We start from the raw sequence: 18347 nt of genomic DNA, 5'->3' as shown, positions 1-18347 counted from the left end.
GTTGCGTTGTGAGGCGCACGGCGGGTTCGGGAGGCGGTTCGGGGAAACCCACCGACGGCAACGTCGGCAGGGCGCCCCGGACCGACCTCACTACGGCCGCGAGCTGATCGTCGTCGATCGCTGGTTCCCCAGTTCCAAGCTGTGCGGCAGTTGCGGAACCGTCCGCGCCGCCCTGCCGCTGGGCGTCCGCGGGTGGGAGTGCGCCTGCGGCGCCGTCCACGACCGGGACGTCAACGCGGCGCGCAACATCCTGGCCGCCGGGCTGGCGGTTGCCGCCTGTGGAGACGGTGTACGACCTCAACGGAGCACTCCGGGCGGGCAGTCGTCGATGAAGCAGGAAATCGTCCCGACCGCCGCGCTCGCGCCCGGCGGCCCGGCCGCGAGGCCGAGGGGACTTCCAGGTCAATCGGTGATCGTTCCTCGCAGGTAGGCGGCCGCGTGGCGGGCGCGCTCGCGGACGTCTTCGAGGTCGTCCCCGAAGACGTTGACGTGGCCGACCTTGCGGCCGGGCTTCACGTCCTTTCCGTACATGTGGATCTTGAGGCCGGGGTCGCGGGCCATGCAGTGCAGGAAGGCGCGGTACATGTCGGGGTAGTCGCCGCCGAGCACGTTGACCATGACGGTCCAGGGGGCCCGGGGGCGGGGGTCGCCGAGCGGGAGGTCGAGGACGGCGCGCAGGTGGTTCTCGAACTGGGAGGTGACGGCGCCGTCCTGGGTCCAGTGGCCGGAGTTGTGCGGGCGCATGGCGAGTTCGTTGACCAGGATCCGGCCGTCGCGGGTCTGGAACAGCTCGACGGCGAGGTGGCCGGTGATGTCGAGTTCGCCGGCGATCCGCAGGGCGAGCTGCTGGGCCTCGTCGGAGAGCGCGGGGTCGAGGCCGGGCGCGGGGGCGGTGACCTCGGCGCAGATGCCGTTCTCCTGGACGGACTCCACCACGGGGTAGGCGACGGCCTGGCCGCTGGGCGAGCGGACCACGTTGGCGGCGAGCTCGCGCAGGAAGTCGACCTTCTCCTCGGCGAGCACCGGGACGCCGGCCAGGAAGGGGGCGGCGGCCTCGCTCTCGTCCTTCACGACCCAGACGCCCTTGCCGTCGTAGCCGCCGCGGACGGTCTTCAGGACGACGGGGTAGCCCTCGCCCTCCTCGGCGAAGGCGGTGACGTCGGCCGGGTCGGCGACCAGCCGGTGCCGGGGGCAGGGGACGCCGATCGAGTCCAGCTTGGCCCGCATGATGCCCTTGTCCTGGGCGTTGACCAGCGCGTCGGGGCCGGGGCGGACGGCGATGCCCTCGGCCTGCAGGGTGCGCAGGTGCTCGGTGGGCACGTGCTCGTGGTCGAAGGTGATCACGTCGCAGTCGGCGGCGAAGGCCCGCAGCGTGTCGAGGTCGCGGTAGTCGCCGAGCACGGTGGTGCCGACCACCTGCGCGGCCGACTCCTGGGGGGTGTCAGCGAGGAGCTTGAAGCGGATGCCCAGCGGGATGCCCGCCTGGTGCATCATGCGGGCGAGCTGCCCGCCGCCGATGACTCCGACCACTGGAAAGTTCGCATTGCCCGCTACAGTCACGCGCCCCAGGATATCCGGGCCGGTCGGGGGCCAGGTCACCGGCGTGCGGGCGGTCCGCCCGCGCCCCGGCGGGGGCGGAGCACTCAGGAAGGGCGGGTAGCCTGGTGGGCCGGATTGCACGACACCTCTTATCCGATCATGTGAAGTAGACGTAGACGGAGACGGCCCGGATGACGAGCACCACCGCAACGCGCCCCACCCTGCTCCAGCGGCTCCGCGGAATGTCCCTGGAGGCGGTCGGCTTCGCCGTGATCGGCGTCTCCGGCGTCGTGGTGAACGCGGGCGTCTTCGCGCTCTGCCTCCAGGCCAGCGGCCTGGTCAACTCGGCGGCGGGCCTGATCTCCGGCGCGGTCTCCATCTTCACCAACTACCTCGGCTACCGCTACTGGCTCTACAAGGACCGGGACGCCAGCTCGCGCAAGCGCGAGATCACCCTCTTCCTGCTGTTCAGCGGCATCGGCCTGCTGATCGAGAACGGCATCCTGGCCTTCTCGGTGCACGTGCTCGGCTATCACTCGCACTTCAGCCAGTTGATCGCCAAGAACGTGGTCGGCCTGGCCGCGGGCACCGTGTTCCGGTTCGTCTCCTACCGCACCTGGGTGTTCAAGGCGATGCCGGAGCTGGCGGACCCCGAGGTGGTGGCCGAGGCCGAGCTGCTGCTGGCCGCCGAGGACGAGAAGAGCAGCCTGGCGTCCTGACGCCGCGTCAGCCGTCCGCGTGGGCGAGGAAGAGCGCGAACACCGGCGGCCGGAGCGACAGCAGTTCGAGGCGGCCGCCGTCGGCCTCGGCGAGGTCGCGGGCCACGGCCAGGCCGATGCCGGTGGAGTTGCGGCCGCTGACGGCCCGCTCGAAGACCCGGTTGCCGAGTTCGCGCGGGACGCCCGCGCCCTCGTCCTGGACCTCGGCGACCACCGAGCTGCCGGAGCGGCGCACCCGCAGGGTGATGGTGCCGTCGCCGTGCATCAGCGAGTTCTCGATCAGGGTGGCGAGCACCTGGGAGACGGTGCCGGGGGTGGCCAGCACCCGGACGTCGCGCAGGCCCTCGACGGCCAGCCGGCGCCCGGCGTCGCGCAGGGTCGGGCCCCACTCCTCCAGCTGCTGCTTGAGCACCTCGTCGAGCGGGAAGGCCACCGCGGTCGGGTTGTTGGGGTCGCGCTGGTTGGTGAGCAGCCGCTGCACCACGTCGGTGAGCCGCTCGACCTGCTGGAGGCCGATCGCGGCCTCCTCCCGGACGGTGCCGGGGTCCTCGGCCAGCGCGGTGATCTCCTCCAGCCGCATGGAGAGCGCGGTGAGCGGGGTGCGCAGCTGGTGCGAGGCGTCGGCGGCGAGCCGGCGTTCGGCGGTGAGCATCCGGGCGATCCGCTCGGCGCTGGTGTCCAGCACCTCGGCGATCCGGTCGAGTTCGGGGACGCCGTAGCGGCGGCCCTGCGGCCGGGGGTCGCCGGAGCCGAGGCGTTCGGCGGTCTCGGCGAGTTCGGTGAGCGGCCGGGCCAGCCGCTTCGCCTGCCAGACCGCGAGCGCCACGGCGGCCTGGACGGCGAGCAGCGCGACCACGCCGAGCAGCAGCAGCATGTTGCCGATCTCGTGGTCGAGCGCCTTGCGGGACTGCGCGACGGTGACGGTCTCGCCGCTGGCGCCGGTCTCGGTGGCGGTGAGCGAGTCCCCCTCGACCGGGCGGCCGAGGGCGATCAGCGGCTGTTCGGGGATGTCCACGGTGACGTAGTAGTCGTCCCCGGAGACCACGGCGGCGAACTTCTCGCCGCTGACCGGCTCGCCGGCGGCGAGCCGGCTCTCGACCAGGCCGAGCACCCGGACCGCCACCGCGTCCACCCGGTCGTTGGCCGCGTTGACGATCGACTGCTTCTCGATCAGGGCCAGCGGGACGCAGAACACCGCGACCACCACCAGGACGACGCCCAGCAGCGAGTTGATCATCCTGCGTTTCACGCCGGGCGGACCTTCAGTTCTTCTCGAAGCGGAAGCCCACGCCGCGCACGGTGGCGATGTAGCGGGGGTTGGCCGCGTCGTCGCCGAGCTTCTTGCGCAGCCAGGAGATGTGCATGTCGAGGGTCTTGGTGGAGGTCCACCAGGTGGTGTCCCAGACCTGGCGCATGATCTCCTCGCGGGTGACGACCCGTCCGGCGTCCCGCACCAGGACCCGCAGCAGCTCGAACTCCTTGGCGGAGAGGGTGAGTTCCTCCTCGCCGAGCCAGGCGCGGTGCGACTCGATGTCGATCTTCACGCCGTGCGCGCCGGTGGTGAGCTGGTCGACGTTGCCGCGCCGGAGCAGGGCCCGGACCCGGGCGAGCAGTTCGGCCAGCCGGAACGGCTTGGTGACGTAGTCGTCGGCGCCGGCGTCCAGGCCGACCACGGTGTCCACCTCGTCGGCGCGGGCGGTGAGCACCAGGACCGGGAAGCTCTTGCCGTCGGCGCGCAGCCGCCGGCACACCTCCAGGCCGTCCATCTCGGGGAGCCCGAGGTCCAGCACGATCAGGTCGACGTCCTCGCTGAGGCCGGCGCCCAGGGCGGCCGGTCCGTCCTCGCGGACGAGCACCTCGTAGCCCTCGCGGCGCAGGGCGCGGGCCAGCGGTTCGGAGATTGCCGGGTCGTCCTCGGCCAGCAGCACACAGGTCATAGGGGCGATGGTAGACCGCGCCGGGGCCGCTGATCAGAGGGTCTTCGGGAGTGCGGACGGGGCTGTCAGGTGCACTGTGAACAGTGTCACAGCCGGTGATCATCGTCGGTTCGCGGGCATCTTCGAGAGCAACTGCGCTTTCACGGACATTCTTCGCACCGACCTTCGGATTGCAGGCTATTCTTTCGCCGCATCATCGAACTGCACAGTGCACAGCCCCCACGCTTTACCTTCCGCATACCATTCACGCTCCGCAGTCAACCGAATCCGCGACTTAGAGTGGTGGGGAACCCGAGAAAACAGGCAAGGAATCAGCATGGCTTCGACCACCCTGGAGACCGGGGTACGGCCCTCCGCCACCCCGGAGCGGACCTTCCTCGGCCACCCCCGCGGCCTGGCCACCCTCTTCATGACCGAGACCTGGGAGCGCTTCAGCTTCTACGGCATGCGCGCCCTGCTGGTGGTCTACATGTCCGCCAAGGCGTCCGAGGGCGGCCTCGGCATGCAGGTGGCCACCGCCACCGCCGTGTACTCGGTCTACAACGCGATGGTCTACCTGCTGGCGCTGCCCGGCGGCTGGATCGCCGACCGCCTGCTCGGCGCCCGGCGGACCGTGGCGCTCGGCGGCGCGGTCATCATGGCGGGACACTTCCTGCTGGCGGTGCCCGCCCGGGCGTCCTTCTTCGCCGGCCTGGTGCTGATCGCGGTGGGCTCCGGCCTGCTCAAGGCCAACATCTCGACCATGGTCGGCCAGCTCTACGAGAAGGGCGACGACGCGCGCCGCGACGGCGGCTTCACCATCTTCTACATGGGCATCAACCTCGGCGCCTTCCTGGCGCCGCTGGTGATCGGCACCGTCGGCCAGAAGGTGAACTGGCACCTGGGCTTCGCGCTGGCCGGCATCGGCATGGCGCTCGGCCTGATCCAGTACCTGCTGGGCACCCGCCACCTCAGCCCGCGCTCGGACGAGGTCTCCGCGCCGCTGACGCCCGACGAGCGCCGCGCGGTGCTGCGCAAGGGCGCGCTCTGGCTGGCCGCCGCCGCGCTGTTCTACGGCGTGGTCGCCGGCACCGGGCACTTCACCGTCTCCTGGGCGATCTGGCCGCTGTCGCTGGCCGGCCTCGCCGTTCCCGTCCTGGTGTTCACCCGCATCCGACGCGACCGCGACCTGACCGGAGCGGAGCGCTCCCGGATGGGCGGCTACGTCTGGTTCTTCGTCGCCGCCGCGGTGTTCTGGATGATCTACGACCAGTCCGGCTCGACGCTCAGCGTGTTCGCCGAGCGCAACACCGCCGGGAGCCTGTTCGGCTTCTCGTTCCCGTCCAGCTGGTTCCAGTCGCTGAACCCGCTCTACATCATGGCGCTGGCCCCGGTCTTCGCCTGGCTGTGGAACGCCGCCGCCCGCCGCGGCCGCAACCCCTCCACCACCGCGAAGTTCGCCTTCGGCCTGCTGATGATCGGCGCGTCCTTCCTGGTGATGATGCTGGCGATGGCCGCGGCCACCGGCGGCACCAAGGTCACCCCGCTCTGGCTGGCGGTGGTCTACCTGATCCAGACCACCGGCGAGCTGACCCTCTCCCCCGTCGGACTCTCCGTCACCACCAAGCTGGCCCCCGCGAAGTACGCCAGCCAGATGATGGGCGTCTGGTTCCTCGCCGTCACCGCGGGCGACTGCGTGGCCGCGCTGGCCCAGCTGCTGCTCGGCGACGACGTGGTCGGCTCGACCTGGTACTTCGCCGCCCAGGGCCTGCTGGCGGTGGCCGCGGGCGTCGGCCTGTTCGCCGCCCGCGGCCGGGTCGGGCGGCTGATGGGCGAGGCGCGCTGACGGCGGGTCAGACCCGGCGGACCCCGCCCTGCCAGACGGCGGCGGTCAGCGGGACGCCCGGGCGGTAGGCCAGGTGGACGTGCGAGGGCGCGTCCAGCAGCTGGAGGTCCGCCCGGGCCCCGGGGGCGATCCGGCCCACGTCGGTGCGGCGCAGCGCGAGCGCGCCGCCGGCGGTGGCGGCGTGCACCGCCTCGTCCGGGGTCATGCCCATCTCGCGGACGGCGACGGCCAGGCAGAACGGCATCGAACTGGTGAAGCTGGAGCCGGGGTTGCAGTCGGTGGACAGCGCGACCTTCGCGCCCGCGTCCAGCAGCCGGCGGGCGTCGGGGTAGGGCGCCCGGGTGGAGAACTCGGCGCCCGGCAGCAGGGTGGCGACGGTGTCGCCGCCGGCGAGCGCGGCCACGTCCGCGTCGCTCAGGTGGGTGCAGTGGTCGGCGGAGGCGGCGCCGAGTTCGACGGCGAGCTGCACGCCGGGGCCCCGGGTCAGCTGGTTGGCGTGGACGCGCGGCAGCAGCCCGGCGGCGATGCCGGCGGTGAGCACGGCCCGGGCCTGGTCGCCGTCGAAGGCCCCACGCTCGCAGAACACGTCGACCCAGCGGGCGTGCGGGGCGCAGGCCGCCAGCATCTCGCCGGTGACCAGCTCCACGTACCCGGCGGGGTCGTCCGCGTACTCGGGCCCCACCACGTGCGCGCCGAGGTAGGTGGTCTCCGCGGTGTGGCCGGACGCGATCCGCAGCGAGCGGGCCTCGTCGGCGGTGCTCAGCCCGTACCCGGACTTCACCTCGACGGTGGTGGTGCCCTGCCGCAGCATCTCGGCCAGGTACCGGGTCAGGTTGGCGTTCAGCTCGGCGTCGGAGGCGGCCCGGGTCGCCGCGACGGTGGTCCTGATGCCCCCGGCGCTGTACGACTGCCCCGACATCCGGGCGTTGAACTCGGCCGTCCGGTCCCCGGCGAACACCAGGTGCGAGTGGCTGTCCACGAACCCGGGCAGCAGCGCCCGCCCGCCCGCGTCCACCGACTCGTCGGCGGCGGGGGCGGCGGCCGCCTCGCCCACCCAGGCGATCCGGTCGCCCTCCACCACCACCGCGGCGTCGGCCAGCAGGCCGAGCGGGCCCGTGCCGAACGCCGGATCGTTGGTGACCAGGGACCCGATGTTACTGATGAGCAGGCTCATGAACGTCTCTGTCCTCGAACGGTTGTAGGTCCACGGAACTTCCGCGCCCCGCCGGGGGCGCGGGGAACTGCGGGGCGGAAGGCGAACGTCCGGCAGGTCGCCCCGGCTACCGCAGCGCGGAGATCGCCTCCGCCAGCGCCCGCCCGACGTCCGGTACGCCCAGGTGCACCCCGTCCTTGACGACGTGCCGGCCGCCGACCACCAGGTGCCGGACGTCGGCCGCGCCGGCCGCGAACACCGCGGTCTCGGCGCCGAGTTCGGGGCCGGGCCCGGCGGTGCGGACCGAGTCCAGGGCGATCACGCAGAAGTCGGCGAGGGCGCCGGGCTCCAGCCGGCCGGCCTCGGGCCAGCCGAGCGAGGCGTGGCCGTCCTCGGTGCCGGCCCGGAGCAGTTCGGCGGCGGTCCAGTGGCCGCGGGTGCGGGTGCGCAGGCGTTCGTCGAGTTCGAGGGCGCGAGCCTCCTCGAAGGGGTCGATCACGGCGTGGCTGTCGGAGCCGAGGCTGATCGGGCTGCCCAGCGAGGCGAGCCGGCGGGCCGGGCCGATGCCGTCGGCGAGGTCCCGTTCGGTGGTGGGGCACATGCAGACGGTGGTGCCGGAGCCGGCCAGCAGGTGCTGGTCCTCCTCGGTGAGGTGGGTGGCGTGCACGGCGGAGGTGCGCGGGCCCAGCACGCCGTGGTCGGCGAGCAGCCGGGTGGGGGTGACGCCGTGCGCGGCGAGGCAGGCCTCGTTCTCGGCGGTCTGCTCGGAGAGGTGGACGTGCAGCGGGGCGCGGCGGACTGCGGCCCAGTGCGCGACGGTGTCCAACTGCTCGGCGGGGACGGCCCGGACGCTGTGCACGGCGGCGCCGATCCGGGCGTGCGCGGTGTCCTTCAGGGCGTCGGCGCGGGCCGCCCAGGCGTCGGCGTCGCCGTCGGAGAACCGGAGCTGGGGTTCGGTGGGGGCGGCGCCGAAGCCGGCCGAGAGGTAGCAGGTGTCGAGCAGGGTGATCCGGAGGCCGGCCCGGGCGGCGGCCTCGACCAGGGCCGCGCCCATCGCGTTCGGGTCGGCGTAGCGGGCGCCGCCGGGCGCGTGGTGCAGGTAGTGGAACTCGCCGACGGCGGTGATCCCGGCGAGCGCCATCTCGGCGTAGACGGCGGTGGCGAGCGCCAGGTAGCGGTCGGGGTCGAGCGCGGCGGCGACCTGGTACATGGTGTCGCGCCAGGTCCAGAAGGTGCCGGAGCCGACCTGGACGGTGCCGCGCAGGGCGCGGTGGAAGGCGTGCGAGTGGGCGTTGGCCTGCCCGGGCAGGGTGAGCCCGGCGAGCCGGACGGCGCCCGCCGGGCAGGGGCCGCTGCGGGGGGTGACGGCGGTGATCCGCCCGTCGGCGCCAGCCTCGATCAGCACCTGGGGCGCGACCGCCGGACCCTCGGCCCCGGGCAGCCAGGCGTGTTCGGCCCAGTACGTCACGACGGCCGGCATGCGAGGTCCTCCAGTACGTCGGCGAGGGCGGCGACCCCGGCGTGGCAGTCGGCCTCCTCGGCGTGTTCGGCCGGGGAGTGCGAGACCCCGGTGGGGTTGCGCACGAACAGCATGGCGGTCGGGACGGCGGACGCCAGGATGCCGGCGTCGTGTCCGGCGCCGGTCGGCAGCACGGGGGCCTGCAGGCGTCCGGCGAGCCGGTCGCGCAGCGGTCCGTCGAAGTCGACCACGGGGGTGAAGGACTCCCGGGTGAGCGCGACCCGGACGCCGTCGCGTTCCCCGCGTTCCACGGCGGCCTGCTCGATGGCGTCGACCACCCGGTGGAGCGTCTCCTCGTCGGCGGCCCGGGAGTCGAGCCAGCCGCGCACCAGGGAGGCGATCGCGTTGGTGCCGTTGGGTTCGACGGCGACCTTGCCGAAGGTGGCGAGCGCCCCGGCGAGCCGGGCCTTCTTGCGGGCGGCGAGCACCGTGGTGGCGTAGGTGAGCATCGGGTCGCGGCGGTCGTCGAGCCGGGTGGTGCCGGCGTGGTTGGCCTCGCCGTGGAAGTCGAACCGCCACCGTCCGTGCGGCCAGATCGCGCCGGCCACGCCGACCGGCTGATCCTCCGTCAGGTAGCGGCCCTGCTCGATGTGGAGTTCGACGAACGCGCCGATCCGGCCGAGCAGTTCGGGGTCGGCGCCGATCAGCGCCGGGTCGTGCCCGGCCTTCTCCATGGCGTCGGGCAGCCGGACGCCGTCGGCGTCGCGCAGCGCGTACGCGGCCTCCCGGTCGAGCAGGCCGGCCGCCAGCCGGGAGCCGACGCAGGCGACGCCGAACCGGGCGCCCTCCTCGTCGCCGAAGTTGGCGATCGCCAGCGGGCGGGTGAACTCGGCGCCGCGGGCGCGGAGTTCGTCGAGCGCGGCGAAGGAGGAGACCACGCCGAGCGGGCCGTCGTAGGCGCCGCCGTCCGGGACGGAGTCCAGGTGCGAACCGGTGACCACGGCGTCGCCGGCGGCCGGGTCGCCGAGCCAGGCCCACTGGTTGCCGTTGCGGTCGGTCTCGTAGTGCAGGCCGCGGGACCGGGCCTGCTGCTCGAACCAGGCCCGGCACTCGGCGTCGGCGGAGTTCCAGGCGTGCCGCCGGTAGCCGCCGGAGGAGGCGGAGCGGCCCACGGGGAGCAGCTCCGCCCACATCGCCTCGAAACCGTCGGTCACAGCTCGTTCATCGGGACGCGCACCCCGCGCTCCTGCGCGACCTCGTCGGCCCGGTCGTAGCCGGCGTCGACGTGCCGGATGACGCCCATGCCGGGGTCGTTGGTGAGGACCCGGCGGATCTTCTCGCCGGCCAGCGCGGTGCCGTCGGCGACGGTGACCTGCCCGGCGTGGATGGAGCGGCCGATGCCGACGCCGCCGCCGTGGTGGATGGAGACCCAGGAGGCGCCGGAGGCGACGTTGACCATGGCGTTCAGCAGCGGCCAGTCGGCGATCGCGTCGGAGCCGTCCAGCATCGCCTCGGTCTCCCGGTACGGGGAGGCGACCGAGCCGCAGTCCAGGTGGTCACGGCCGATCACGATGGGGGCGGACAGCTCGCCGCTCGCCACCATGTCGTTGAACCGCTCGCCGGCCTTGTCGCGCTCGCCGTAGCCGAGCCAGCAGATCCGCGCGGGCAGGCCCTGGAAGTGCACCTTCTCCTGGGCCATCTTGATCCAGCGGTGCAGCGACTCGTTCTCCGGGAACAGGTCGAGGACGGCCTTGTCGGTCTTGTGGATGTCCTGCGGGTCGCCGGACAGCGCGGCCCAGCGGAACGGGCCCTTGCCCTCGCAGAACAGCGGCCGGATGTACGCCGGGACGAAGCCCGGGAACTCGAACGCCCGCTCGTAGCCCGCGAGTTGCGCCTCGCCGCGGATCGAGTTGCCGTAGTCGAAGACCTCGGCGCCGCGGTCCTGGAAGCCGACCATCGCCTCCACGTGCCGGGCCATCGCCTCGCGGGCCCGGACGGTGAACTCGGCGGGCTTCTCGGCCGCGTAGGAGGCCATGTCCTCGAAGGCGACGCCGATCGGCAGGTAGGCCAGCGGGTCGTGCGCGCTGGTCTGGTCGGTGACGATGTCGATCGGGGCGTCCATCGCCAGCAGTTGCGGCACCAGTTCGGCCGCGTTGCCGAGCACGCCGATCGACAGCGGCTGCCGCTTGTCGCGGGCCTCGGTGGCCAACTGCAGGGCGTGGTCGAGGTTCTTCGCCTCGACGTCCAGGTAGCGGTGCTCGATCCGGCGGGCGATCCGGGACGGGTCGCAGTCGATGCAGATCGCCACGCCGCCGTTCATGGTGACGGCCAGCGGCTGGGCGCCGCCCATGCCGCCGAGGCCGGCGGTGAGCGTGATCGTGCCCTCCAGGGTGCCGCCGAAGCGCTTGTCGGCGACGGCCGAGAAGGTCTCGTAGGTGCCCTGCAGGATGCCCTGGGTGCCGATGTAGATCCACGAACCGGCGGTCATCTGGCCGTACATGGTGAGGCCGAGCGACTCCAGGCGGCGGAACTCCTCCCAGTTCGCCCAGTCGCCGACCAGGTTGGAGTTGGCGATCAGCACCCGGGGCGCCCACTCGTGGGTCTGCATCACGCCGACCGGGCGGCCGGACTGGACCAGCATGGTCTCGTCCTGCTTCAGCCCCTGCAGGGTCTTCACCATCGCGTCGAAGGAGCGCCAGTCCCGGGCCGCCTTGCCGGTGCCGCCGTAGACCACCAGCTTCGACGGGTGCTCGGCGACCTCCGGGTCCAGGTTGTTCATCAGCATCCGCAGGGCGGCCTCCTGCTGCCAGCCCTGCGTGCTCAGCCCGGTGCCGCGCGCCGCGCGGACCTCGCGCGGGCCGTTCGCCTGCTCTGCCATGGACCAGCCTCCTTGCGGATGTTTTCATTCACCTTCAACAGGACTGAATATATCCAAACAGTCGGAGGCTGGCCAGAGCCCACGCCCACCCCGCCGGAACACCGAACGCCGCCCACCGGGGGCGGCGTTCGGGAGCACGGGCCGGAAACGGTCAGGCCGGAACCAGGACGGGCGCTCCCCCGGAGAAGTCGTAGACCTTCACCTCGGTGTCGGTGACGACGGCGAGCCGGTCGGGGCCCGTCCAGCGCGCGGAGGTGAACGCCCCTGCGCCGGGCCAGACGCCGTCCGCGTCGAGCAGCGTCCAGCGGCGGCCGGCCCAACCGGAGCCGCTCTCCACCTGGACCACCCACTCCTGGACCTCGGTCTCGGTGCTCGGGGGGCCGCGGTGCACCACCGTCAGCACGCGGTCGGCACCGCCCGGCGCGGCCGTGCGGACCACCTCGGTGTGCGGGTTCCCCCCGAAGAACGTGCCCGGCACGGCAAGACCGCACAGGACCAGGGCGAGCAGCAGTCCGCCCGCCGAGAACCGCCGGGCGACGGCGTCGCCGAGCAGGACGCCCGCGAGGAACACCAGCGCCAGGGCTGCGAGCCCCAGCAGCCACGGGTGTCCGAGCCGGTCGGCGAGCAGGGAGCGCCCGCCCGAGCGGGTCTCGTACTGCCCCCAGGCGGAGACCGCCGCCACCAGGAGCGCGGCGGCGACACTCGACCACCCCGCGATTGCGCGTGTCCTCACGAGACCCCCCTCGGTTTTCCGGCCACCCTAACGCCCGACGGGCCGTCAGGCCGCCTCGTCGCCGTCCCAGTCGATGCCGATCTCGGCCAGCCAGCGGCGGTCCGCCGCGTCGGGCTCGGGGGTGGGCTGGCCGGGGCGGGCCGGCGGGCGCGGGACGTGCTGGACCGGGCCGACGCCGTAGCGGGCGGCGGCCTCGTCCGCGGCGGCGGAGGCGTCGCTGCCGGGCTCCAGGACGCCGATGTGCACGGCCTCCTCGTCGCCCGGGTCGAGCACGGTGAGTTCGGGGTGCGGTGGGCGGCGCAGCGCGATGCGGCGGCCGCAGAGCGGGCAGGACCATTCGTCGGCCCCGGACCCGAGTCGTCCGGTCAGTCTCATCCGGTGGATCGGCGGTGGCATTGGACTTCCCCCGTCCAAGCTGTCGTTTCCCTCGTGGAAGGGATGCCCGCTCAGCCCCCGTCGTCAACCCGACGAAAAGGGGTCTTTGGCGAAACAACGGGTGTCATTCCAAGAACAGTTGACGGGCCGTCGCGGACTGCTCGATCGCCTCCAGCCGGGCCTCCGCGCCCGGGATCTCGTCGCACATGGTCTGCAGCAGGACCCGGCCGAGCATCATCGGCGCGCACGCGGTGTCGAAGACCAGCCCGGTGCCGACGGCGGCGGGCAGCAGCACGTCGGAGAGCTTGGCGACCGGCGCGAACGCCGAGTCGGCGACGGTCAGCACCGTCAGCCCGCACTCGCGGGCCACCGCGAGCGCGTCCATCAGCTCGCGCGGGTAGCGCGGCAGCGCGAAGCAGAGCAGCGCACTGGCCCCGGCGGCGGCGACCTGCTCCAGCCGGTCGGTGAGCATCGAGCCGCCCTCGTCGAGCAGCCGGACGTCGGGGTGCACCTTGCCGGCGAAGTACGCGAAGCCGCGGGCCTGCGCGGACGCCGCCCGCAGACCGAGCACCGGCAGCGGGCGGGAGGCGGCCAGGACGCGGGCGGCCCGGACGATCGGCGCCGGGTCGGCGAGCAGTTCGGCGAGGTGCCGCAGGTGCTCGATCTCGGCGAGCACGGCCTGCTGGTGCTCGTTGCGCACCACCTCGTGGTGGCTCTCGGGGACGGCGGCCTCCCCCACCCCGAGCTCGCGCAGCTGCTTGCGCAGCGCCGGGTAGCCGTCGTAGCCGAGCGCGACCGCGAAGCGCGTCACGGACGGCTGGCTGACCCCGGCGAGTTCGGCCACCTCGACGCTGGACAGGAACGGCGCCTCGGTGGCGTGCCGGACCAGCGCGTGGGCGATCCGCCGCTGGGTCGGCGTCAGCCGGTGGCCCTCGAAGAGCTGGAGCAACCGGGCGGAGGGCCCGGCGGCCGTGCCGGTCTCGTCCAGGGCGGTCATCTGCGGTACCTCCGGGCTTCGGTGGGGCGTTCGCCGATGGCTTCGACGGTGGGACGACTGTGGCGCAGCCCCGGCGGCCCGGCAATCGAGTATCGCCTGCCGGGACGGGCGGGTCCGGAGCGCGGGTCCGCCCGTCCGGCTGCTGCCGAACGGCCGGGCCCGGCCGGTCCGGTGGGTGCGCCCGCCCGTCCCGGCAGGGGGCTCAGGCGAGCGGGCCGGTGACCCGCTCGACGGCCTCGACCAGGGCGCCGGAGGCGACCAGGGCGGCGGCGGCCTCCAGGTCCGGGGAGAGGAAGCGGTCCCGGCCGGGGCCCTCGACGCCGGCCGCGCGGGCGGCGGCGACCGCGGCGGCGGTGGCCGGGGCGAGCACGCCGGTCTGCTCGGCGGCCTGCTCCCGGATCTCCAACGCCCGGGCGGAGGCGACGAGTTCCACCGCCAGCACCCGGCCCAGGTTGGCCACCGACTGGCGCAGCTTGCGGGCCGCGGACCAGCCCATCGAGACGTGGTCCTCCTGCATCGCCGAGGACGGGATGGAGTCCACCGAGGCGGGCACCGCGAGCCGCTTGTTCTCGCTGACCAGCGCGGCCTGGGTGTACTGGGCGATCATCAGGCCGGAGTCCACGCCCGGGTCGTCGGCGAGGAACGCGGGCAGGCCGTGCGAGCGGGCCTTGTCGAGCAGCCGGTCGGTGCGCCGCTCGGAGATCGAGGCCAGGTCGGCGGCGGCGATCGCCAGGAAGTCCAGCACGTACCCGACCGGGGCGCCGTGGAAGTTGCCGTTCGACTCGACCCGGCCGTCCGGCAGCACCACCGGGTTGTCCACGGACGCGGCCAGCTCGCGGTCGGCGACCAGACGGGCGTGCGCCAGGGTGTCCCGGCCGGCGCCGGCCACCTGCGGGGCGCAGCGGATCGAGTACGCGTCCTGGACCCGCGGCGCGTCGTCCTGGTGGTGGCCGGTCAGGCCGGAGCCGCGCAGCACCGCGAGCATGTTGGCGGCGGCGGCGGCCTGGCCGGGGTGCGGGCGGATCGGGCCGTGCAGCTCGGGGGCGAGCACCTTGTCGGTGCCGAGCAGCGCCTCCAGGCTCATCGCGGCGGTGATGTCGGCGGTGGTGTAGAGCCGGGCCAGGTCGGCGAGGGCCATCACCAGCATGCCGAGCATGCCGTCGGTGCCGTTGATGAGGGCCAGGCCCTCCTTCTCCAGCAGCTCGACCGGCTCGATGCCGGCGGCGGCCAGCAGCTCGGCGGCGGGCTTCTCCACCCCGTCCGGGCCGAACGCGGTGCCCTCGCCCATCAGCACCAGCGCGCAGTGCGAGAGCGGCGCGAGGTCGCCGGAGCAGCCGAGCGAGCCGAACTCCCGCACCACCGGGGTGATCCCGGCGTTCAGCAGGGCGGCCATCGTCTCGGCGACCAGCGGGCGGACGCCCGTCCGGCCGGAGGCCAGCGTCTTCATCCGCAGGAACACCAGTGCCCGGACCACCTCGGTCTCCACCACCGGGCCCATGCCGGCGGCGTGCGAGCGCACCAGCGAGCGCTGCAGCTGGGCCCGCAGCTCGGGGCTGATGTGGCGCACCGCCAGCGCGCCGAAGCCGGTCGACACGCCGTACACCGGGCGGGGCTCGGCGGCGAGGGCGTCGATCCGGGCCCGGGCCGCGGCCATCTCGGCGAGCGCGTCCGGCCCGATCTCCACCCGGGCCCCGCCGCGGGCGACGGCGAGGACGTCCTCGGCGCTGACGTCGGCCTTGCCGACCTGGACGACGACACTGTGCATATCCATATGCACAATCAGATCAGGTGAATGGAGATGTGACAAGCAAGGGTGGCAACCGTTCCGGACCGGCCGCCGGTGGTTGACTGGCCCACGGAGGTGCGACACCCATGGCACGGGCGACGGAACGACGACGAGTGGTGCGGCTGCGCGGGGACGAACGGACGGCGCGGCCCGACAGCCTCGCCGCCGAGGAGCCGCTGGAGATCCGGATCGGCGGCGAGGCGCTGACCGTCACCATGCGCACCCCCGGCCACGACTTCGACCTGGTCGCCGGGTTCCTGGTCGGCGAGGGGCTGGTCGGCGCCACCGAGGAGCTGGCCGCCCTCCGCTACTGCGCGGGCACCGACGCGGACGGCGCCAACACCTACAACGTGGTCGACGCCACCGTCCGCGGCGCCCGGCCCGCGCTCTCCGCCCACCGCAACCTGCTCACCACCAGCGCGTGCGGCCTCTGCGGCCGCGACACCGTCGACGCCGTCCGCACCCGCTCCCGCTGGGACGTCTCCACCGACCCGCTCACCGTCCCGGCCGGGACGCTGTACGAACTCCCCGAGCGGCTGCGCGCCGCGCAACGGGCGTTCGACAGCACCGGCGGCCTGCACGCGGCCGGGCTGTTCGCCGCGGACGGGACGCTGCTGTGCGTCCGCGAGGACGTCGGCCGGCACAACGCGGTCGACAAGGTGGTCGGCTGGGCCCTCCGCGAAGGCCTCCTCCCGCTCACCGGCCACCTCCTCCTGGTCTCCGGCCGGGCCTCCTTCGAACTCACCCAGAAAGCCGCCCTGGCCGGCCTCCCCCTGCTCGCCGCCGTCTCCGCCCCCTCCTCCCTCGCCGTCGACCTCGCCGAAGAACTGGGCCTCACCTTGATCGGCTTCCTCCGCGACCGCACCGCGAACGTCTACACCCGCCCGGACCGGATCTCCTGACGCTCCGTCCTGGGCCCGCTGGGAGCGAAGCTCCAGGGGCCCGGGGAACGGCGGCGCCGAGGGGCTGGTGACCGACGGGCCGCTGGGCGCCACCCCGTTTCGGGTCGAAGGTCTTTGGCGAAAGCCCCGTTGCGCCCCACTGTGTCCCAGCGCATCGCCCCTCGGCTCCGCCGTTCCCCGGGCCCCTGATGTGTTCCCCTGCGTCTGCCGAAAAGTTGTGCCTAGGCCGGCGGCGGCGAGCAGGGGCCGGAGAGGGCCACGGCGACGAGGGTGCGGAGGGCCGGGGCGATCTGGCCGAGGGGGAGGGTGGATTCGTCGGCGAAGAGTTCGAGGAGCCAGCCGCCGGCGGCGTTGGCTCCGCCGGCGGCGACCATGGCGCGGTAGCCGGAGACGACCATGACGGCTTCCTCGGCGGCGTCGTTGCCGGGTGTGCCGACCCGGAGGGCGAAGGAGCCGCCGGTGACGGCGCGCCCGGTGAGGGGGTAGTGGCGGAGGTCGAAGACCGCGTCGGGGGCCTCGATCTGGGCCCGCTGGGTCTGCGCGCGGGCGCTCGCGGGGCCGCCGGTCATCCGGTAGACGGCGTGCCGGCTGGTGCGCATCAGGTGCGAGCCGGGCGGGACGTAGGAGATCCACCAGCCGACGGCGTCGAGCAGCCGGGAGGCGCTCTCGGCGACGACGGCGAGCCGCCCGAGGGTGTCGGCGGGGTGGGTGGCGGAGCCCTGGAGGCCGCCCTGGTCGAGGGCGGCGAGGACGGCGGCGAGGAGCTGCCCGGGGTCGGCGCTGTGCGCGGCGCCGCGGATCCGCCGCCGGTCCCCGTTGGAGCGGCCGCCGGCCGGCCGGCGGCGCTGCGGGTCGCCGGTGTCGGCGGTGTCCGCGAGCAGCACGGTCGGGTCGGGCGCCCAGCCTGGGCCGTGGCTGCGGCCGGCCACCACGGGGTGGGCGGCGCGGGAGGCCTTGGCCCGGTACTGGGCGGCGTCGGCGAGCCGGAGCAGCCGGTCGGGGGTGGTGACGGGGCCGATCGGGTCGCCGGTGGAGGCGACGCCGCAGGCGACGCCCTCACCGTCCGTCAGTTCCAGCGCGCGGGCGCAGAGTTCCTCGGCGACGGCGACCACCTCGTCGGCGGACTGGCCCTCGGCGAGCAGGCAGAACTCGTCGCCGCCGAGCCGGGCGGCCAGGCTGCCGGGGAGCTTGGCGGCGGACAGCGAGAGCTGGTGGGCGAAGCGTTCGAGCAGCCGGTCGCCCATCTCGTGGCCGAGCTGGTCGTTGACCCGTTTGAGGCCGTTGACGTCGCAGACCACCAGGGAGACCACGGCGCCGTCCCGGGTGTGGGACTTGAGCGCGGCGTCGAGGCGGGCGTCGACGGAGCGGCGGTTGGCGAGGCCGGTCAGGGCGTCGGTGAAGGCGAGGCGGCGCAGGTCGGCGACGCGTTCGGTCTGGGCCAGGCCGGCCGAGATCTGGGCGGCGAGCAGGGTGGCGTAGTCGGCGTCGGCGGCGTCGAAGACCGGCATGCCGATGCCGCGGGCGAGGTACAGCTCGCCCCAGGCCTGGCCGTGCAGCACGATCGGGGCGACCAGGCAGCAGCCCCGGCCGCGGCGGCGCAGGCCGGCCGCCCGCTGGCGGCAGAACGCGCCGGCGCCGGGGTGCTGGTGGCCGGTGTGCGGGCCTGGGTCCTCGGCGGTCTGGACCCAGGCGCGGGGCAGCCGGCCGGTGGTCCAGTGCTCCTCCAGGTAGCTGAGGATCTCGGGGAAGTCCGCGACGGGGTAGGACTCGTCCTCGGGCAGCTCCTCCTCGCCGGGGGACAGCTCGCCGTGGTTGACCAGCACCCGCAGTCGGCCGGACTCGCGGTCCCAGACCGAGACGGCCGCCATCGTCGCCCCGAGGGCGCGGGTGGCCCGGGCCGCGGCGGCGCCCACCGCCTCCAGCGGGGTCATCGCCCCGGCCATGGCCTGGGCGAGCTCCACCACCGCCTGCAGGCGCAGGTCCGGCGCCGCCGCCTCGAACGCGGCCTGCTCGGTCATGGTCGCCTCACTCACCGCTCGCCGTC

General features: G+C 73.9%; 15 protein-coding genes and 1 pseudogene. 4 read left to right on the top strand and 12 right to left on the bottom strand.

From position 1 onward, the window contains the following. A partial coding sequence (locus ACIOHG_RS28260; protein ID WP_400954581.1) for a zinc ribbon domain-containing protein occupies nt 1–430 on the top strand: 430 nt, incomplete at its 5' end. Here ACIOHG_RS28260 and ACIOHG_RS28255 read toward each other — a convergent pair. Next, complete coding sequence (locus ACIOHG_RS28255) at nt 403–1569, bottom strand: 5-(carboxyamino)imidazole ribonucleotide synthase (protein ID WP_400954596.1); 1167 nt, start codon at nt 1567–1569, stop codon at nt 403–405. The two genes, ACIOHG_RS28260 and ACIOHG_RS28255, sit on opposite strands and share 28 nt — an antisense overlap. Before the next feature lie 161 nt (nt 1570–1730). Here ACIOHG_RS28255 and ACIOHG_RS28250 point away from each other — a divergent pair, with 161 nt between their 5' ends. Next, complete coding sequence (locus ACIOHG_RS28250; RefSeq protein ID WP_400954579.1) at nt 1731–2258, top strand: GtrA family protein; 528 nt, start codon at nt 1731–1733, stop codon at nt 2256–2258. 7 nt (nt 2259–2265) lie between these two features. Here ACIOHG_RS28250 and ACIOHG_RS28245 read toward each other — a convergent pair whose 3' ends face one another. Beyond that, entirely contained in the window at nt 2266–3507 is a 1242-nt protein-coding gene (locus ACIOHG_RS28245) for an ATP-binding protein (protein WP_400954578.1), read from the bottom strand. Nucleotides 3508–3520: 13 nt separating this feature from the next. Then, nucleotides 3521–4195 carry a response regulator transcription factor gene (locus ACIOHG_RS28240; RefSeq protein ID WP_014136090.1) on the bottom strand — a complete coding sequence of 225 codons (675 nt, stop codon included), beginning with the start codon at nt 4193–4195 and terminating at the stop codon, nt 3521–3523. 316 nt (nt 4196–4511) lie between these two features. Between ACIOHG_RS28240 and ACIOHG_RS28235 the strand changes: the two genes are divergently transcribed. Next, a complete protein-coding gene (locus tag ACIOHG_RS28235; RefSeq protein ID WP_400954577.1) occupies nt 4512–6020 on the top strand; it encodes a peptide MFS transporter in 1509 nt (502 codons plus the stop codon). A 7-nt stretch (nt 6021–6027) separates the two neighbouring features. Here the strand turns inward: ACIOHG_RS28235 and hutI are convergent, their stop codons facing one another. From hutI to hutH, 8 genes are all read right to left on the bottom strand, one after another. Then, entirely contained in the window at nt 6028–7194 is a 1167-nt protein-coding gene (gene hutI / locus ACIOHG_RS28230; RefSeq protein ID WP_400954576.1) for an imidazolonepropionase, read from the bottom strand. A gap of 106 nt (nt 7195–7300) precedes the next feature. After that, a complete protein-coding gene (locus ACIOHG_RS28225; RefSeq protein ID WP_400954574.1) occupies nt 7301–8653 on the bottom strand; it encodes a formimidoylglutamate deiminase in 1353 nt (450 codons plus the stop codon). After that, nucleotides 8638–9825 carry an allantoate amidohydrolase gene (locus ACIOHG_RS28220; protein ID WP_400954594.1) on the bottom strand — a complete coding sequence of 396 codons (1188 nt, stop codon included), beginning with the start codon at nt 9823–9825 and terminating at the stop codon, nt 8638–8640. The genes ACIOHG_RS28225 and ACIOHG_RS28220 overlap by 16 nt, the downstream gene beginning before the upstream one ends. 17 nt (nt 9826–9842) lie before the next feature. Next, nucleotides 9843–11510 (bottom strand): urocanate hydratase, encoded by a 1668-nt coding sequence (gene hutU / locus ACIOHG_RS28215; protein ID WP_400954573.1) that lies wholly within the window; start codon nt 11508–11510, stop codon nt 9843–9845. A 151-nt stretch (nt 11511–11661) separates the two neighbouring features. Beyond that, nucleotides 11662–12243: a hypothetical protein gene (locus ACIOHG_RS28210; RefSeq protein ID WP_400954572.1), complete on the bottom strand. Its 582-nt coding sequence runs from the start codon at nt 12241–12243 to the stop codon at nt 11662–11664. Between the two features lie 45 nt (nt 12244–12288). Then, nucleotides 12289–12618 carry a hypothetical protein gene (locus ACIOHG_RS28205; protein WP_400954571.1) on the bottom strand — a complete coding sequence of 110 codons (330 nt, stop codon included), beginning with the start codon at nt 12616–12618 and terminating at the stop codon, nt 12289–12291. Nucleotides 12619–12742: 124 nt separating this feature from the next. Continuing rightward, nucleotides 12743–13615, bottom strand: a complete 873-nt coding sequence (locus tag ACIOHG_RS28200; protein ID WP_400954569.1) for a MurR/RpiR family transcriptional regulator — start codon at nt 13613–13615, stop codon at nt 12743–12745. Between the two features lie 202 nt (nt 13616–13817). After that, the gene (gene hutH / locus ACIOHG_RS28195) at nt 13818–15386 is read right to left on the bottom strand and encodes a histidine ammonia-lyase (RefSeq protein WP_400954568.1); all 1569 of its coding nucleotides are present in this window, start codon (nt 15384–15386) and stop codon (nt 13818–13820) included. A 101-nt stretch (nt 15387–15487) separates the two neighbouring features. Between hutH and fdhD the strand changes: the two genes are divergently transcribed. Further along, the gene (fdhD, locus tag ACIOHG_RS28190; RefSeq protein WP_400954567.1) at nt 15488–16303 is read left to right on the top strand and encodes a formate dehydrogenase accessory sulfurtransferase FdhD; all 816 of its coding nucleotides are present in this window, start codon (nt 15488–15490) and stop codon (nt 16301–16303) included. Between the two features lie 818 nt (nt 16304–17121). Here the strand turns inward: fdhD and ACIOHG_RS28185 are convergent. Beyond that, nucleotides 17122–18246, bottom strand: a pseudogene (locus tag ACIOHG_RS28185) (diguanylate cyclase domain-containing protein); the annotation flags it as partial. Between the last annotated feature and the right edge of the window lie 101 nt (nt 18247–18347).

Source organism: Kitasatospora sp. NPDC088134 (assembly GCF_044741705.1).
Taxonomy (GTDB): domain Bacteria; phylum Actinomycetota; class Actinomycetes; order Streptomycetales; family Streptomycetaceae; genus Kitasatospora.
The sequence above is the reverse complement of the archived record's forward strand: the minus strand, read 5'-3'. Positions and strand labels throughout refer to the sequence as shown.

Excerpts from the sequence above, each read along its gene's own strand:
- hutU (WP_400954573.1), bottom strand. The coding sequence starts at position 11,510 with ATGGCAGAGCAGGCGAACGGCCCGCGCGAGGTCCGCGCGGCGCGCGGC.
- ACIOHG_RS28235 (WP_400954577.1), top strand. The coding sequence starts at position 4,512 with ATGGCTTCGACCACCCTGGAGACCGGGGTACGGCCCTCCGCCACCCCG.
- ACIOHG_RS28220 (WP_400954594.1), bottom strand. The coding sequence starts at position 9,825 with ATGTGGGCGGAGCTGCTCCCCGTGGGCCGCTCCGCCTCCTCCGGCGGC.
- ACIOHG_RS28250 (WP_400954579.1), top strand. The coding sequence starts at position 1,731 with ATGACGAGCACCACCGCAACGCGCCCCACCCTGCTCCAGCGGCTCCGC.
- ACIOHG_RS28200 (WP_400954569.1), bottom strand. The coding sequence starts at position 13,615 with ATGACCGCCCTGGACGAGACCGGCACGGCCGCCGGGCCCTCCGCCCGG.
- hutH (WP_400954568.1), bottom strand. The coding sequence starts at position 15,386 with ATGGATATGCACAGTGTCGTCGTCCAGGTCGGCAAGGCCGACGTCAGC.
- ACIOHG_RS28240 (WP_014136090.1), bottom strand. The coding sequence starts at position 4,195 with ATGACCTGTGTGCTGCTGGCCGAGGACGACCCGGCAATCTCCGAACCG.
- ACIOHG_RS28225 (WP_400954574.1), bottom strand. The coding sequence starts at position 8,653 with ATGCCGGCCGTCGTGACGTACTGGGCCGAACACGCCTGGCTGCCCGGG.
- fdhD (WP_400954567.1), top strand. The coding sequence starts at position 15,488 with ATGGCACGGGCGACGGAACGACGACGAGTGGTGCGGCTGCGCGGGGAC.
- ACIOHG_RS28205 (WP_400954571.1), bottom strand. The coding sequence starts at position 12,618 with ATGAGACTGACCGGACGACTCGGGTCCGGGGCCGACGAATGGTCCTGC.
- hutI (WP_400954576.1), bottom strand. The coding sequence starts at position 7,194 with ATGAGCCTGCTCATCAGTAACATCGGGTCCCTGGTCACCAACGATCCG.